The organism is Arthrobacter sp. Soil_C_60 (assembly GCF_057656375.1).
This window is the reverse complement of sequence record NZ_JBDGKM010000001.1, coordinates 697,642-711,738: the sequence shown is the minus strand read 5'-3', so window position 1 is coordinate 711,738 and position 14,097 is coordinate 697,642. Positions and strand designations below refer to the sequence as shown.

The following is a 14,097-nucleotide window of genomic DNA, read 5'->3' as shown; positions in this document are numbered from 1 at the left end:
CGGCCCGACCGGAAAAGTTCCAAGGCCGCGGGCTCGGCCAGGCAGTCGGCGCCGCCGGGAAGGCCAAGCTCCCGGACAGGCTGCGCCTAACCGGCTAATAGAACCGGGACCTAATTCTTCCAGCCTGCGGTCCTCGGCCCCTGGACTGCGGGCGGGGCCTCCACACGAGGCAGGACGACGATAAGGAACGTCGCGACAGGTCCCAGGAACAACGACAAGAGCCACCACCCGAGTCCGCTTCGGCCCTTGCCTTGAGCCAGTCCGGCATTGACGAGGGAAAGCGACCCGCATCCGGCGACGTAGTTTCCGGATTCCTCCACGATGCTCCCCGTGGGTTTCTTGAAGTTTGCTGGCACGTACACCCAGCCTACTTGCGGCAAATATGAACCCCGAGGTCTCGGATACCGTGCTTGCTGATCCGAGTCACCGGCTCGCAGGTCCAGCACTAGGTTGAAGTGTCGGATGATGAGTTCAGCGGTGAGGCTGTTGGACCGGCCGATGGCCGGGCACGCAACGGGCAAGCACCCGTGAGGGTTGCAGCCAACATCACGACGGGGGTAACCGCCGTCTCCGCATGGGAACAGCCTCCCGAACTTACAGCTGTCCGGGATCAGTAGTGTCGGCTAGGCTGCCGTTATGACTCTTCGACCTGCGCTCGGCGCCTTGGCCGCGGCGCTGCTCCTGTCTGTGACAGCCTGCGGGCCGAGTCCCGACCCGGGTGAGTGGGCCAAACAGCAGTTCAGCGAGAAGCGCTGGGGAGCGCCCGGAGTTCTCAGCGCAGCCGGCGGCATTGGGCCCGGCGCGGGAATGGACTTCACGCCCGGGAACGCAGGCTGGTACGACATCGGGATGGCCTGCGAGGGAACCAACTCCATGACCGTGACCGTAACAGCGGCGGATGGTGAACTCGGAACCGGAAACACGGACTGTGGCTCCTCGGTGACAACCACCATGGAACTTCCCGCCAGTCACATCACTATTGCCGTCGAGGGCACGGAAACACAAGGCCAGTGGGCTATCGCCATCGCACCGGCGGAGGCACCCAAGCTATAACACGGCGCCCCGACGGCTTGGCCAACCCTGTGGTGGCCGTCAGGCAAGCAGCTGCAGCCGACGGGCAGAGGCTACGATCTGCAGCTGGGAGTGTGCGCCGAGCTTAGCCAGGATTGATTTCACGTAGCCCCGGCAGGTGTTCTGGGTGATGCTGGGCTTTCTGGCCGTGGTCGGCACGTCGCTGCCTTCAGCCAGGAAAGTCAGCACGTGCTTCTCCCGCCGGTTGAGCACGGGGACCTGCTCTGAGCTGACCGGCTCAACCACGGGCACCAGCAGGGAAGGATGAACGGTCATTGCTCCCGGACGTGCACGGCGGATCGCGTCCAGCAACCCGCCTAACGGTCCGTTCATCGGGAGCAGCCCGCTGACGCCTGCGTCAGCGGCACGCGACAGGACGTCACGTGCAGGGCCCGTTGTCAGCAGAATGATTCTCGCCGACGGAACGACAGCAAGGATCCGCTCGCCTGCATCAAGTCCATCTCCGTCAGGAAGCGTAGAGAGCAGCCCCGGCACACAGCACGACAGCTTTCGATAGTCACGGCGAACCCGGCCTGGTTCAGATCCTCTTGACCGTCGACGGTCTCGCATAGCAGCTCCGCAAACATTGTTTGGCCGCTGACCACTAATACATCCGAAGCTGTATTCCCCCGAGTGCTCATCGCGACTGTCCCGTCCCCGGCAACGACCCCGCTTACGGCTTCCGCGCCGTACTTACGTGACCCTGCTTCTTCTGCAGCAAAGCATCAGTATTGCTCCCCCGGTGCTGGACCTTCACCTGCTTTTCCTCAGAATTTGCTCAAGAATCAAGTCTGCCTAGGCGCCGAGTAGAAGCGCCGCTCCCACAATCACGAGCAGCAGCCCGATCAAGCTCAGGCTCAGCAGAACCGTCCGCACATGTCCGAACGGTTCGCCTGGCCGGCGCGGCCGCGAGTACCGGTAAGCGATGGTCGGAAGTCCCAGAATCAATCCGACCACGATGAGCACTACCGACAGCTGCATGAACCAAGACTAGGACAAGCTCTGGAACATGGGTTGGCTCGAGGCCAGAAGGTACTTATCGGTTGCCGGCGGCCTCCAGCTTCATAGACTGGTCGCACCAGTCGGCACTCCACAGGACGGGACAACAATGATCGACATTGATCCTGAATACCTGATCCTGACCTACCGGTTGACATACCTGGGCGTACCTGACCCTCACGAGTCCCCTGAGACTTACCCGCTGGCGTGGCATGTCGACATTCGAGCCACGGTCTTTCCGGATGACGAGGAAGACGGGGAAGAACACAGCGTCGGTTCCGCCCTGGTCTACACGGTCCTTGACGCCGGGCTCATTGATCTGTTCAATACTCTGAAAGTCCATCGGAGGCTTGCATCGTTCGGAGAGGTCCTCGGGGTCTTGCGCCCCGATCTTTTGGACGAGGCCGGCATGCGGGATTTCGGCGGGGATCTGATGATCCTGGCCAGCCTGCTGATCAAACCGGAGTACCGGGGACAATGGCTCGGTCATCACGTGTTGTGGGCGGTACTGGACACCATAGGGCGCAGCGTCGCCCTCGTCGTCCTGCGCGTTGCGCCCCGGATCAAAGATGATGGACCACAGGAGGGAACCCCGGAACATGATGCTGCCGAGGCAGCCCTGCGGTTGTACTGGGAGTCCTTCGGGTTTATCCCGGTGCTAGATGGCGAGTTCGGTGACTACATGGCCTACTTCACCGGTCCTCGAGCGCTTTCAGATGAGGTACTGCCTCCTTGACGCGTTTCCGCCAATCGGACTGTCCGCCTAGGCCGGGCAACGTCGACGCTGTCCATAAGGAGTCCATGTATGCGAGATCCGGCCCGCCCTTATCGCCTGGGCGGCGAGCACTTCGGTGAGCAGCTTCGCGGACCGCAGATCGGCCATAAAATGATCCGCGACCTGTACACGTTCCCCAGCCGTTCCCAGAAGCGAAAGCCCAATCGAGCGGACTTCAGCGACAAGTCATGGGAGGACGAAGCCTGGAGGTATAGGGACGAGGAGCACACCCGGCACTCGGACGCATATCTGCTGGTACAGCGCGACAAAGCCCTGAGGAACTCGACTTGTCCATGCGGTATTTCGAGTCCCTGGACGCGGACGAATTCGAGGCTGCGTTGGAGCATGTCCTGACCAAGGGTCGGACGTTCAAGCCCGTCGAGTCGCTGCCCGATTGGGACGACGTTGAGGGCGCATACGTGATGGTCTTCGACAAGTACAAGCAGTTCTATATCGGTCAGTCGAACAACGTCGGCAAGCGGATCAAGCAGCATTGGGTCGGCAGTAAACCGTCGACCGGCTGATCAATGGCGACGTGTACAACTCGATCTTCCCCGTGCACGAGCTCCGGGCCCTGGACACCACCAGGACCTACGCTGCCCGAAGCACCAACCCGTATGCCCCTGAAGAACGCGCGGAAAAGCTGCCGACCAGCGCTTTTGCCTTAACCGGATGGCAGGCGGCGAGGTTGATCCGTTGGGGCAGATGCTCACGGCCTTTAATCCGCGCAGCCGGAGGCACGGAGTAGTCCACATGATCGCGCAGACAAAGCCACCGCTCAGGGCACGTTGATAGCGGACCTCGCCGGCATGGATATGACGATCTATTCAGTAAAACCTGAGACCGGGGCGCCGTTCATGTGGTCAAGGCGGGACGGCGCAGCCAGTGCTGTCACCCGCGATGAGCTGGGCGTGGAGGAATTCACCTCGTTCCTGGAACTGATGGGAAGAAAGTTACCTGGCCTAAAAAATGAACCAGCCCCCCCCCGGATCCAGGACTGCGTTCAGTGAGGGAGCATCCTGCTGGACGTCTCCCCCCCTATTGTCCGCCGCATGGATTCTCCCTACGCTGAGGTCAACGACAGGAGTTCAACATGGGATTCGCCATCGTCATGATCGTCCTCGTAGTGGCCGCCATAGTTTGGCTGGTGCTGTCCACCCGTGCTGACCGCCGGCCGGCCACGCACGTCCAGCCCTGGCAACGTTCGGACTGGTCCTCCCCAGGTGCCCACACCATGGGCCCGTTTGGCGGGCATGTCGACTCAAGCGGCAGCTCCGGCGGTGACTCTGGCGGGGCGGCGGCGCATAGTAAGCTCAGCGCTCGGGATTGCCTGGACCGGATGTAAATAAGTACCCCTGACTTGTGCGTTACGGCATAGTGGCTGCCATGGAATCATCCGTCACCGCGATCCTCACAATTTCTTTGGGCGGCGTTTTCGCAGCCGTCATCGTATCCATGCTCGTCCATGGCCAAGCGAAAGAAAAGCAGCTACCGACAGACGACTGGACGGCGGGCCCATCTAGCATAGCGATGCCTTCGCATGCGCAGTGGCGCCGACCTTCCTGGCCTCAGGCTTCATGACCGACGACGCGTACTCGGATGCCGGATCATCCTCCTCCCTCAGACGGCGGTGGCGGCGGCGGAGGCTGCGACAAAGAGCTCCTGTTGAATCCGGGTCTCCCAGGAGTTGTCCTTCGTCGTGGCTCAGCAGCCAAGCGGTTTCCGATGCACAGCGCTCAGCTGGGTTGATTTTCTACGGCTTCGGCAGAATGTTCTGATTGGACCGAAAGAGGTTTGTTGGGTCGTAGGAAGCCTTAATTGCCGCCAGTCGGTCATAGTTCTCCCCATATGCGGCCCTCACCCGATCCTGCCCTTCTTCGCCCAGGTCGTTGACATAAACCCCGCCTGCCGCGAACGGCTGCATCGACTGGAAGAAGTTGCGGGTCCAGGAGACATTCTGCTCGGTCCCGGACGGGTCACTCCATTGAGACAGGATGAGCAATTCGTTCTGAGGCCGGCGATGCCGGAACGCCGTGGCATCGGGCGACACCCGAGCGGCCGCCCCGTGCACTTGCTGCATCCCGATGCCAGTATCCGGTGACGGCAATTCAGCTGCGTAGTGGAGCATGACGTCAAGGGCGTCTTCGGGAAGATCGGTGATAAAGCTAGATTTCCAATAGTGGTACTGGCCAGGTGGAAAGCCCCAATCGTGGGCTCTTTGCCACACGTCATAATCCATCGAAGCCACCTCATCAGATACTGGACCGAATTCGCGCAACGGCGCCAATGCCGCATCAACATCGTCGCCGATGCCGCACCAGCAAACAGCAACACCGAAAATGGGGCGACCCAAGCCGTCAAGCGACAGACTGGCTGACATCGAGAGGTCATCTGGGCAAGAGGCAGCGAACCCGGGATAGAACTGCAGGACCTCCCTGGTCCCTTCGGCCGGAAACGAGATTGCGCCGGCTAGGACCCTTCCGACGGGATGCAGGCGGTATGTGAACGCGGTAACCACTCCGAAGTTGCCGCCTCCTCCACGGATCGCCCAGTACAGGTCTGCGTGCTCGTCAGGGCTTGCCGTCAAAAGGTCGCCTTCCGAGGTCACGATCTCGGCGGAAATCAAGTTGTCACAGGCGAGGCCGTGCCTGCCGCTGAGCCAACCGATGCCACCGCCGAGGGTTAGTCCGCCGACGCCCGTTACCGAGACAACTCCCAGCGGCGTAGCCAAGCCGTACACCTGTGTCGCTCCGTCGAGGTCGGCCAGAAGCGCGCCAGCCTCGACCTGCGCAACTTGCCGAACTGGATCAATTCTGGCTGCCCTCATGCTCGAGCAATCCAGCATGAGGCCACCGGCTCCGACGGCGCTTCCCGCTACGTTGTGACCGCCGCCCTTAACGGAGACGGGGATATGGTTTTCACGGGCAAAGACCACCGCACGGCGGACGTCGTCGGCGTCAACGGGGCGTACGATCACGGCCGGACGCCTATCGATCATGGCGTTGAAGACTTTCCGGGCATCGTCGTAGCTGCTTTCACCAGGACGAAGCATGGGGCCAGCAAGTGCCGTACTTAAGTCGTTCAGGGCGGCGGGATCGAGCGAAGGTGAAGGGGTCTGGATAGCCACGGGCACGCACCTTTCACGAAGCGGAGCGGCTGCTATCAGCAGGCGCCCTGCACGGCCATGCTTACTGTTGGTGGATCGAGCGTACGCCCTATCTCCGGGCTGTCAAGAAGGACAGGAAAGGCATACTCGCCGGGGCACTGTTTGGCGGATGGCTGCCAGGGGAGGTGCGTAGTACAGGAGCTGCACTTCGCCGTGGACTCCACAGTCCGAAGACTGGCCCGAGAACTGGGCCTCGTGACTGCAGTCAGGGGAAAGTCAAGATCGGCGCCGTACACACGGCGTTCATGGGAAACGCCGTCACCTACTCCGCCCTCACCGCCGCCTCAGCGGTGCCGTTGTCTGGGCCGGCCAATACGTCCACAGCCACATCCTGTCGGCGTTCGCCACGGTCACCGCAGTGCTCGACGGCATAGGCTGATCTCACGGAGAGCATGAAGCTAGGCCTGATGCTCGCCCTCTGGCTGCTGGTCGCCTCCATGGCGGTGCCAATGCTTGAGAGCGCCGGCGTCCTCGACGGCAGCTTCCTCAACGGACTCCTCGGCACCGCCTTCAATTACCTGGGCATGGACGAGCAGGCTACGCATTTCTTCGAGCTTTACAGGCAGTGATCATATCTGGACGGCCGATTTGAATTTTCGGCACCATTTCCCGCTCGGCTTCCCGTAGACCGGGGCCGCCCAACCGCAGCTATGGATCCGCTACGCGGCGGCCTGGCTTGACCCCGAGGGATGGGCAACTTCCATGGGTGGGACTACGACAAGTCTGCAGCCGGCCTGCTTTGCTCCTACGGACTGAGGCAGGTGGCAGGACGCCGAGCCTCGCGTAAGCTGCTCCAGAGCCTCCGGTGTCACGCGTGAGCCGCCGAGGTCTAGGACAACCTCCAGGCTAGGGATGATGGAGCTGGCGCGCTTGGCGAGAATGAAAAGAGCCTGAACATTTCCGGCGTTCACCAAACCGATGACTTCGATGCGTGCCGACTTGCATTTCAAGTCGACTTGTATGAGCACTTTGAGCTTGTCGCTCATTCCAAACCTTTCCTTCGCTGACCGCGGCGCTGCGGCCGCTGACAAGCGTATGAAGGATGGCGGGTCCGCACAATAACTCTGCCCATAGTGGGAGCCGCAGGAACCAGCCGTACAATCGGCGTGGTTCGGCAGAGCCACGCCCGCGCAAGCACCCGGCACTGCCTTTGGGCATGGACGAGCAGGCCACTCACCTCTTCGAGCTCTACCGGCAGTAGCTCCTACTGCCGCTCCCCCACCCGCCAAGGAGCGGCATCAAGATCACCGGGACGCCAGCCGCGTTCGGCCGCCGCAGCGCGGATGACGGCAGCAAGGTGGTCATAATCCGTCCGCTCGATACCGGCACCCTTGGTGACCCGGGCCAGGCGGCTGTCCACCGCCACCGATGAGATGCCCACGATGATCTCCAGGTAGTCCAGCGTCTTGGGGCCGACGTTCCTCACCCGGTCCAGGTCCTTCCGCAGCACCGGTCCGCGATCCCTGTCTTCAAGCGCCTCGCCGAAGTCGCCGACCGTTTCAACCCCGTGGAGCTCCAGTACAGCGGCCATCTCGTCGACCTGCAGGGTGCGCGCCTGCTCGTCGTACTTGATCACCTCTGCGAGGTCGTGCTCTTTCAGCCGCTTCCGCAGCCCCGACGTGGTTTCAGCGTCCGGCCAAACTGCCTTCACCCTGCGTGCCGCCGGCAGGACAACCCGCTCGTGGTGCCGCTGCCGCTGCAGCGCGGCCGTCGTTCCCCCGGCCATCTGCCACGTACTCGATTGTGGCGAAGGACCGTTACTCCCCCGTCATCAGGGCCTCCGACCCGCAGGCAGGCGAAGGCTGGCACAAGGTGGATCGAGCGGCACAGTAAGCTCACCGTGTGAAGAGCGTGAAGACTCCGAAAAATGTGACGCGCAGCGGAGGTGGCAGCGACTGAGCATCCGGATCGGCACCTCCGGTTGGAGCTATGCCCACTGGGACCACGTCCTGTACCCGGGCGGCACCTTATCCGGGGACCGGCTGGGCCATTACGTGCGCCGGTTCGACACCGTTGAGCTGAACGCCAGCTTCTACCGTTGGCCGCGCGATGGCACGTTCGCCGGTTGGCGCCGGCGGCTACCCAATGGATTCGCCCTTTCGGTCAAGGCACCCCGTGGGCTCACCCACGCCAAGAAGCTCTATGCGCCGGAGCTTTGGATTCAGCGGCTCATGTCCTCCTGGCACGAACTGGCCGACAAGCGCGCCGTCCTGCTGGTGCAGCTGCCGCCGGGCATGGAACGAGACGATGCCCGGCTCGGCTACTTTCTGGACCGGCTACCGGAATGGATCCGGGTCACTGTCGAGTTCCGGCACCCCAGCTGGCACCACCCGGACGTATACGCGCTGCTGGCACGCCACGGCGCCGCTTACTGCATCATGAGTGGTGCCAACCTGCCGTGCGTCATGGAAGCCACGGCGCCTTTCGTCTACGTGCGCTTGCACGGCCCCGACCACAACCATCTCTATGCCGGGTCCTACTCCGATCAGGACCTAGGCTGGTGGGCGGACAGAATCCGCGAATGGGAAGCCGACGGGAAGGACGTCTTCGTGTACTTTAACAACGACGGCCACGGGCACGCCGTCCGCAACGCAGCCACGCTGCGCCACTTCCTCGGCCAAGACTGAGACGATGTGGGCAATCCCGGCGAATCGTCATGATGCGAAGCCCTTCGTCGGGCCGAGTGCGGCTGAGAAAACGGGAACGCCCCGCGGCCGGAACCTGTCCGGCTCGGTGCGTTCCCGCCTCGAAAAATCCTGCAAGCTACAACTAGCCTGGCGCGTTAACTCTTGTCGGGCAGACGCTCGTCAGCCGCCATCGGCATGGTGTCCGGCAAATCCCCGCCCCATCGCGTGGAACCAAGCCGTCGGATCACGGCCGCCAGCCGGTCCCGCAGTTCCTCAACTCCAATTTCTCCGCCGGGAGTCAGGTTCCGTTCAAGCTCCCGAGCCTGTTGAAGCGCCGTCTGGCCCAGTTCGGAAACAGCTACCTGCTGCGACCGCCTGTCAGCTTGGTTGCGAACGCGGGTAATGTGCCCGTGCGCCTCCAGCCTGGACAGCGTCTTCCCCATCGTCTGCGCCTGCACCCGGACTTTGGCGGCCAGTTGGGCCTGCGCCAGGGGCCCTTCACCGTCCAGGACTTCCAGCGCGATGACCCCCGCGTGGGTCAGGCCCAGGGAGGCGAGCTTTTCATTCCAAGCATGCTCGACCAATCGCGCGGCAGTTGACAGCAACCGTGGCGTCGGCCAGTTGTTTAAATCCGGCATTATCCGATTATAGCCAGCCTGCTTCTCTCTTGAGGGCCCATGTGCAGAATTGGCTAAGCTGGGTGCGACGCACGAACCTACAAAGGAGCTGCCGGAATGGCCGAACGATTGACCTCAGGCGACGACGCCCCCGCTTTTACATTGCAGGATTCCACCGGGAGCAATGTCTCCCTGGCTGATTTCCGCGGCCGCAACGTCGTCGTCTATTTTTACCCTGCGGCGTCCACGCCGGGCTGCACCAAGGAAGCCTGCGATTTCCGCGACAACATCGCGTCTCTGCAGGGAGCCGGTTACGACGTGGTCGGCATCTCCCCCGATCCGCTGCCGAAACTCGTGAAGTTCGCGGAAAAGGAAGAACTGAACTTCCCGCTGCTCTCTGACGAAGACCATTCCGTTGCCGAGTCCTACGGCGCCTGGGGTGAAAAGAAGAACTACGGGAAGACCTATGAGGGGCTGATCCGCTCCACTATTGTGGTGGACCCCGAGGGCAGGGTCTCGGTGGCGCAGTACAACGTTCGGGCTACGGGACACGTAGCCAAACTGCGCCGGGACCTTGGGCTCGACTAACCCGGATCGCATGACCCCGGCGTCCGGCTTCAGTGGTATGTGACCAACCTGCACAAGCCGGATGCCGGGAGCAGGTACAATTGATGCTGGCTTGCGGCTACACCGCACAGCACTGCGCGAGTGGCGAAATTGGCAGACGCGCTGGATTTAGGTTCCAGTGTCTTCGGACGTGCGGGTTCAAGTCCCGCCTTGCGCACCAGATGAAGAAACGGTTCCCGTTCTGACGGGAACCGTTTCGTGGTTCAAGCTGCGACCCGGCGTCGTCGTTCGCTTTGCCGGCACCCAGGCTTATGGTCGGCAGCCAACCCGGGCCGCGTGACCAAATTGTGATGGTATTTGGGCCGAACCAAAGTGTGAAAGCGATGCTTTCCTTTGAACTTGTGACTAGGCTCTCAACAAGCAGACCCGCGTACAACACGGGAGGCCCGGGCGCGCAGACATCCGCGCTGTCCAGACATCACTCGTTGACGAGGAGAAATTCATGTCGTTCAGGGGCACAATACCGGGCAGATGGCTGCGCGCACGCAGGCGCCCGGCCGCGATCACAGCAGGGCTTGCCGCCAGCGCCCTCATACTGACCGGCTGCGCCGAAAGCGAGCGCGGCGCTACGGGAGGAACCGGGGAGGACACGGGCGTCAACTCCACGTTCATTTTTGCCGCCTCATCCGATCCGAAGTCCCTCGACCCGGCCTTCGCCAGCGACGGTGAGTCCTTCCGCGTCAGCCGCCAAATCTTTGAAGGCCTCGTGGGAGTGGAACCAGGCACCGCGGATCCGGCTCCCTTGCTGGCCGAATCGTGGGACAGTTCCGACGACGGCCTCTCCTACACCTTCCAGCTCAAGGAAGGCGTTAAGTTCCACGATGACACCGCGTTCAATGCCGAAGCGGTCTGCTTCAACTTTGACCGTTGGTACAACTTCGAGGGGCTGCAGCAGTCCGAATCGGTCAGCTACTACTACAACTCGCTGTTCCGGGGCTTTTCGGACAGCCCGGACACCGCCGTTTATGATTCCTGCGAAGCGGTGAGCGAGACGGAAGTAACCGTCAATCTGGCACAGCCATTTGCCGGCTTCATCGCAGCCCTGTCCCTCCCGGCCTTCGCGATGCAGAGTCCGGCGGCCCTCGAGGAATTCAACGCCGACGACATCGGCGGGTCGGCCGAAGCCCCGGTCCTGAGCGAGTATGCCAAGGCGCACCCCGTGGGCACGGGGCCGTTCAAGTTCGACAGCTGGGACGTCGGCCAGCAGGTCGAAGTTTCCGCGTTCGACGGCTACTGGGGAGAACAAGGCCAGGTCCAGAAGGTCGTCTTCCGGGTCCTGGATGATCCGCAGGCTCGCCGCCAGTCCCTCGAAGCCGGGACTATTGACGGCTATGACCTCGTGGCTCCTGCCGACACGAAGGCGCTGGCGGATGCCGGTTTCAAAATCATCAACCGCGACCCCTTCACGATTCTCTACCTTGGCATCAACCAGGAAGTAGAGGCGCTGGCAGATCCTTTGGTCCGCCAGGCACTGTCGCACGCGATCGACAAGGAAGCCTTGGTGCGGCAGACGCTGCCCGAAGGGACGCAGGTTGCCAGCCAGTTCATCCCCCCGATCGTCAACGGTTACAACGAAGACGTGCCCACGTACGAATACAACCCGGAACGCGCCAAGGAGCTGTTGGCAGAAGCAGGTTATGGCGACGGCTTGACCTTGGAATTCAACTACCCCACGGGTGTCTCCCGGCCCTACATGCCTACTCCGGAACAGGTCTTCACCAACCTCAGTGCCCAGCTTGAAGAAGTGGGAATCACCATCGAAGCGGCCCCGGACAAGTGGTCTCCCGATTATCTCGACCGGGTGCAGGGCAGTTCCGACCATGGGATCCATCTGCTGGGCTGGACCGGGGACTACAACGACACGGACAACTTTGTGGGTGTATTCTTCGGCCGCGAAAAGCCGGAATTCGGTTTCAGCAATCCGGACCTCTTCAATGCCTTGGACGAAGCGCGTCAGGTCAGCAAGCTGGAAGAGCAGACGCCGCTGTACGAAGAGATCAATGCGGACATCGCGGAATACATCCCGGCGATCCCGCTGGCACACCCGGCTCCGTCCCTGGGCTTCGCTCCGCGGGTGGAATCCTACCCGGCCAGCCCCGTCAACGACGAGGTCTTCAACATGATCAAGCTCAGCGAATAGCGCCGGCGCAACCAGTCAGAAACGTGCTGCTCCGCATTCGTCCGGCCCGGGCCTAACGTGCCCGGGCCGGACGAGCGGGTCTGTTCAAAAGTCCACACCGTAAACAGCCGGGCGAAAGGACACAGTGTTAAGAGTTATCGGCAAACGTCTGGCGTTGCTCGTTCCGACCCTGCTGGGGTTATCGATCCTGTTGTTCCTCTGGGTGCGGAGCCTTCCCGGCGGACCCGCCACTGCCCTGCTTGGTGACCGCGCAACACCGGAAGCCGTCGAAAGAATCAATGAGCTGTACGGCTTCAACCGCCCGCTCATCGAGCAGTACTTCATCTACATGGGCAAGCTCCTCCAGGGAGACTTCGGCACGTCTCTGCTGACCGGCCGTCCGGTCCTGGAAGAATTCGCCACGCGTTTTCCCGCGACTTTGGAACTAACGATCGTGGCGCTCATCTTCGCCATCGGGATCGGCATTCCGCTCGGCTACCTTGCCGCGAAGCACTACGGCCGCTGGCCGGACCACGGCTCCGTTGTCCTGAGCCTGATCGGCATCACGATCCCGGTGTTCTTCCTGGCCTTCATCCTGAAATGGCTCTTCGCCATCAAGATCCCCATCTTCCCCACGGATGGGCGGCAGAACGCCCGGATCAATGCCACCCATGTGACGGACTTCTATGTACTCGACGGCCTCCTGACCCGGGAATGGGATGCCTCCTGGGACGCCTTCATGCACCTGATCCTGCCTGGCGTTGCCTTGGGAACCATCCCGCTGGCTATCATCGTGCGCATTACCCGCGCCTCGGTTCTGGAGGTCCAGAACGCCGACTATGTGAGGACAGCAAAGGCCAAAGGATTGCTCGAAAGAACCATCCGCAACCGGTTCATTCTGCGCAACGCGATGCTGCCGGTCACCACCACCATCGGCCTGCAGTTGGGTCTGCTGATATCCGGTGCCGTTCTGACCGAAACAGTCTTTGCTTTCAGCGGCATCGGCCGTTTCCTCCGAGATGCCATCTTCAACCTCGATTACCCGGTTCTCCAGGGGTTCATCATCTTTATTGCCATCCTCTACTCACTCATCAACCTCGTTGTCGATATTTCCTACAGCATCATTGACCCGAGGGTGCGTGTCCAATGAGCACAACTCTTCCCCCAGCTCCCGGCGGGAACGACTCCGCCAGCAAAGATCCGGCGTTACCTGACTCCGGCGGGACGAGCCTCTGGAAGGACGCGTTCTACCGGCTGCGCCGCAATCCGCAAGCCATTGCCGGAGCCATCATCGTCATGGCGTTCCTGCTCGTCGCTGCGCTGGCACCGGTGCTGGCTCCGTACGGCGGCGAGGACCTACCGGGACGGACCCACATCACACCGACCCATATCCCAGGGCCGGGTGAAGTTCCCGGATTTGTGCTCGGGTTGGACCGCTTCGGCGGAGATCTGCTCAGCAAGCTCATCTGGGGTGCGCAGTCGTCGCTGCTGATCGGTGTTGTTTCCACCGCCCTGGGCCTAGCCGGGGGCATGCTGCTGGGAGTGCTCGCGGGCGGCTTCGGCGGCTGGGTGGACAACGTGATCATGCGGCTGGTGGATATCCTGCTGTCGGTCCCGAACCTGCTGCTTGCCGTGTCCATTGCCGCTGCCCTCGGACAGGGAGCCTACGCGATCATGATCGCCATCGGGGTGTCCCAGGTTCCGATTTTCGCCAGATTGCTCCGATCTTCCATGATTTCCCAGCGCGGCGCGGACTACATCCTGGCAGCACAGACGCTCGGTCTGAGCCGCGGCACCATCACCATGAGCCATCTGCTGCCCAACAGCGTGGGCCCTGTCATTGTCCAGGCCACCCTGACCTTGGCCACCGCAGTCATCGACGCGGCTGCGCTGTCCTTTCTCGGTTTGGGCGGCGGCCGGCCGCAGACAGCCGAGTGGGGCCGCATGCTGACCTATGCCCAGGACGAGCTCGGCATTGCACCTCAGCTGGCCTTCCTGCCAGGTCTCTGCATAGCCATCACGGCCTTGGGCTTCACTCTCCTCGGCGAGTCTTTGCGGGAAGCACTGGATCCCAAGTCACGCCAGAAATAAACGCC

The 14,097-nt window shown here is 62.1% G+C and carries 17 protein-coding genes and 1 tRNA gene; 11 read left to right on the top strand and 7 right to left on the bottom strand.

The window, feature by feature from the left end; translation table 11 throughout:
* Positions 1–110: 110 nt before the first annotated feature.
* Entirely contained in the window at positions 111–356 is a 246-nt protein-coding gene (locus tag AC3A4M_RS03425) for a hypothetical protein (protein WP_498733997.1), read from the bottom strand.
* 280 nt (positions 357–636) lie between these two features.
* On the opposite strand from AC3A4M_RS03425, the gene AC3A4M_RS03420 reads away from it, so the two are divergent.
* Complete coding sequence (locus tag AC3A4M_RS03420) at positions 637–1,053, top strand: hypothetical protein (RefSeq protein WP_498733996.1); 417 nt, start codon at positions 637–639, stop codon at positions 1,051–1,053.
* A 39-nt stretch (positions 1,054–1,092) separates the two neighbouring features.
* Here AC3A4M_RS03420 and AC3A4M_RS03415 read toward each other — a convergent pair whose 3' ends face one another.
* Complete coding sequence (locus tag AC3A4M_RS03415; protein WP_498733995.1) at positions 1,093–1,347, bottom strand: LuxR C-terminal-related transcriptional regulator; 255 nt, start codon at positions 1,345–1,347, stop codon at positions 1,093–1,095.
* Between the two features lie 519 nt (positions 1,348–1,866).
* Entirely contained in the window at positions 1,867–2,052 is a 186-nt protein-coding gene (locus tag AC3A4M_RS03410) for a hypothetical protein (RefSeq protein ID WP_498733994.1), read from the bottom strand.
* Between the two features lie 127 nt (positions 2,053–2,179).
* On the opposite strand from AC3A4M_RS03410, the gene AC3A4M_RS03405 reads away from it, so the two are divergent.
* The 3 genes from AC3A4M_RS03405 (at position 2,180) to AC3A4M_RS03395 (ending at position 4,190) form a co-directional block, all read left to right on the top strand.
* Positions 2,180–2,806, top strand: a complete 627-nt coding sequence (locus AC3A4M_RS03405) for a hypothetical protein (RefSeq protein ID WP_498733993.1) — start codon at positions 2,180–2,182, stop codon at positions 2,804–2,806.
* Between the two features lie 326 nt (positions 2,807–3,132).
* A complete protein-coding gene (locus AC3A4M_RS03400; RefSeq protein WP_498733992.1) occupies positions 3,133–3,369 on the top strand; it encodes a GIY-YIG nuclease family protein in 237 nt (78 codons plus the stop codon).
* A 569-nt stretch (positions 3,370–3,938) separates the two neighbouring features.
* Positions 3,939–4,190 (top strand): hypothetical protein, encoded by a 252-nt coding sequence (locus tag AC3A4M_RS03395; RefSeq protein WP_498733991.1) that lies wholly within the window; start codon positions 3,939–3,941, stop codon positions 4,188–4,190.
* 408 nt (positions 4,191–4,598) lie between these two features.
* On the opposite strand, the gene AC3A4M_RS03390 is transcribed toward AC3A4M_RS03395, so the two are convergent.
* Positions 4,599–5,972 carry an FAD-binding oxidoreductase gene (locus tag AC3A4M_RS03390; protein ID WP_498733990.1) on the bottom strand — a complete coding sequence of 458 codons (1,374 nt, stop codon included), beginning with the start codon at positions 5,970–5,972 and terminating at the stop codon, positions 4,599–4,601.
* 431 nt (positions 5,973–6,403) lie between these two features.
* Here AC3A4M_RS03390 and AC3A4M_RS03385 point away from each other — a divergent pair, with 431 nt between their 5' ends.
* A complete protein-coding gene (locus AC3A4M_RS03385) occupies positions 6,404–6,580 on the top strand; it encodes a hypothetical protein (protein ID WP_498733989.1) in 177 nt (58 codons plus the stop codon).
* A gap of 90 nt (positions 6,581–6,670) precedes the next feature.
* Here the strand turns inward: AC3A4M_RS03385 and AC3A4M_RS03380 are convergent, their stop codons facing one another.
* Both AC3A4M_RS03380 and AC3A4M_RS03375 read right to left on the bottom strand, forming a co-directional pair.
* Positions 6,671–6,997, bottom strand: coding sequence for a hypothetical protein (locus AC3A4M_RS03380; protein WP_498733988.1), 327 nt, complete (start codon positions 6,995–6,997; stop codon positions 6,671–6,673).
* 218 nt (positions 6,998–7,215) lie between these two features.
* On the bottom strand, positions 7,216–7,737 hold the full coding sequence (locus AC3A4M_RS03375) for a DUF8548 family protein (RefSeq protein ID WP_498733987.1): 522 nt from the start codon (positions 7,735–7,737) through the stop codon (positions 7,216–7,218).
* 169 nt (positions 7,738–7,906) lie between these two features.
* Between AC3A4M_RS03375 and AC3A4M_RS03370 the strand changes: the two genes are divergently transcribed.
* Positions 7,907–8,638, top strand: coding sequence for a DUF72 domain-containing protein (locus tag AC3A4M_RS03370; protein ID WP_498734094.1), 732 nt, complete (start codon positions 7,907–7,909; stop codon positions 8,636–8,638).
* A gap of 155 nt (positions 8,639–8,793) precedes the next feature.
* On the opposite strand, the gene AC3A4M_RS03365 is transcribed toward AC3A4M_RS03370, so the two are convergent.
* Complete coding sequence (locus AC3A4M_RS03365; RefSeq protein ID WP_498732679.1) at positions 8,794–9,276, bottom strand: MarR family winged helix-turn-helix transcriptional regulator; 483 nt, start codon at positions 9,274–9,276, stop codon at positions 8,794–8,796.
* A gap of 96 nt (positions 9,277–9,372) precedes the next feature.
* Between AC3A4M_RS03365 and bcp the strand changes: the two genes are divergently transcribed.
* The 5 genes from bcp to AC3A4M_RS03340 all read left to right on the top strand — a co-directional run bounded on the left by bcp (position 9,373) and on the right by AC3A4M_RS03340 (position 14,092).
* The gene (bcp, locus tag AC3A4M_RS03360; protein ID WP_498733986.1) at positions 9,373–9,843 is read left to right on the top strand and encodes a thioredoxin-dependent thiol peroxidase; all 471 of its coding nucleotides are present in this window, start codon (positions 9,373–9,375) and stop codon (positions 9,841–9,843) included.
* 114 nt (positions 9,844–9,957) lie between these two features.
* A tRNA-Leu gene (locus AC3A4M_RS03355) sits at positions 9,958–10,042 on the top strand.
* A gap of 282 nt (positions 10,043–10,324) precedes the next feature.
* Complete coding sequence (locus AC3A4M_RS03350) at positions 10,325–12,022, top strand: ABC transporter substrate-binding protein (protein ID WP_498733985.1); 1,698 nt, start codon at positions 10,325–10,327, stop codon at positions 12,020–12,022.
* A gap of 124 nt (positions 12,023–12,146) precedes the next feature.
* Positions 12,147–13,151 carry an ABC transporter permease gene (locus AC3A4M_RS03345; protein WP_498733984.1) on the top strand — a complete coding sequence of 335 codons (1,005 nt, stop codon included), beginning with the start codon at positions 12,147–12,149 and terminating at the stop codon, positions 13,149–13,151.
* On the top strand, positions 13,148–14,092 hold the full coding sequence (locus AC3A4M_RS03340; RefSeq protein ID WP_169998041.1) for an ABC transporter permease: 945 nt from the start codon (positions 13,148–13,150) through the stop codon (positions 14,090–14,092). Before AC3A4M_RS03345 ends, AC3A4M_RS03340 begins: the two co-directional genes overlap by 4 nt.
* Positions 14,093–14,097 lie beyond the last annotated feature (5 nt).